We start from the raw sequence: 1,206 nt of genomic DNA, 5'->3' as shown, positions 1-1,206 counted from the left end.
CCCGCCGGTAGCGGCTTCCCGGGGAGCGCTCGTCGTCGCGGGGGAGGATGAGCCGGACGGCGTTGTGCGGATGCCGTGCCTCCAGCGCGGTGACACCGGCGGCGTCGATCACGTCGTAGGGCGGTGCGGTCCGCGACGCCAGCTCCTCGCCGTCGTCCGCGGCATACCGCAGGGCCCGGAACGGCGCCAGGACCAGTCCGCCAGGTGAGGGTGGTGCCGGGGGGACGGGAGCAGCCATGCGGCGATCGTATGGGTCCGCCCGCCACAGACGCCGCCGACACCGGACGGGCACCGCCGACATCCGCCCCGTGGAAGTGCCTCCACCCCGTGGAAGTTGTCTCTGTCTTGTGGAAGTGCCTCATGGACGCCACTGGCAGCGAGGAAACATCCGCCACTGTGGACGGGACGACGGGCGGCGGGGACGCTGAAAATGGTACGCACCTCCACCGATCAGCGCGATCGGTGGGAGCGGGGACCGGTTTCCGGCGACACTGGGAGCTGGACCTCGGGCCACCGGCGTCCGGCCGCCGCGGGCGCCGACGCTGGCATATCGGAGGTTCGCCGGAGGTTCAGACGGGTACCGGGGCGCGGACGTCACCGGATCGCGGCACGGCAGGGAAACGCAGGAAAACGGGCAACCAGGAAACCTGGGCAACCTGGGAAACCAGGGCAGCCAGGTACAGGCGACGAGGGAGGCGCGGATGTCCGGCGGGCACGACGGACCGGTTGCCGGCGAGGGGAGTGGCCCCCGCGACGAGTGGCTGCCCGCGGGCCCGGGGCACATCCCCGACACCCCCACGCCCGACACCCCGGTTGCTGGCATCCCCGCTCCTGACGGTGACGGCGCGAACAGCGCGGAGGGGGCCGACACCGGCCTGGCTGCCACGGCTTCCGGCGCCGGTACCGCGGGTGCCGCTGGTGCCGCCCAGCCGAATGGCGGCAGCCCTGATGGCAGTCCTGGCGGCGAGGTCTACGACTGGTACACCCGGGGTGTCGCCCTGCTCGACCGGGGCAACGCCAACGCCGCGGTCCAACTGCTCGCCCATGCCGTGGCCGCCGAACCGGGTTCGCGCAGCGTCCGGGAGGCGCTGGCCCGAGCCCAGTTCGACGCCGGCCAGTACGGCGCGGCCCGGGAGAGCTTCGCCTGGATCGTCGCCCACGACCCGACCGACGACTATGCCCAGTTCGGGCTCGGCATGGCGGCCC

Annotated in this window: 2 protein-coding genes; one reads left to right on the top strand and one right to left on the bottom strand. The window is 73.1% G+C overall.

Going from position 1 to position 1,206, the window contains the following annotated elements; genetic code table 11:
• A partial coding sequence (locus FrCorBMG51_RS31875) for a DUF1015 family protein (protein ID WP_235433764.1) occupies positions 1 to 238 on the bottom strand: 238 nt, incomplete at its 3' end.
• A gap of 463 nt (positions 239 to 701) precedes the next feature.
• Here FrCorBMG51_RS31875 and FrCorBMG51_RS31870 point away from each other — a divergent pair.
• A partial coding sequence (locus FrCorBMG51_RS31870) for a tetratricopeptide repeat protein (protein ID WP_476742222.1) occupies positions 702 to 1,206 on the top strand: 505 nt, incomplete at its 3' end.

Origin of the sequence: Protofrankia coriariae, from assembly GCF_001017755.1 — a bacterium.
In the GTDB taxonomy this organism is placed as follows: Bacteria; Actinomycetota; Actinomycetes; order Frankiales; family Frankiaceae; genus Protofrankia; species Protofrankia coriariae.
This window is presented reverse-complemented; position numbering and strand designations above follow the sequence as displayed.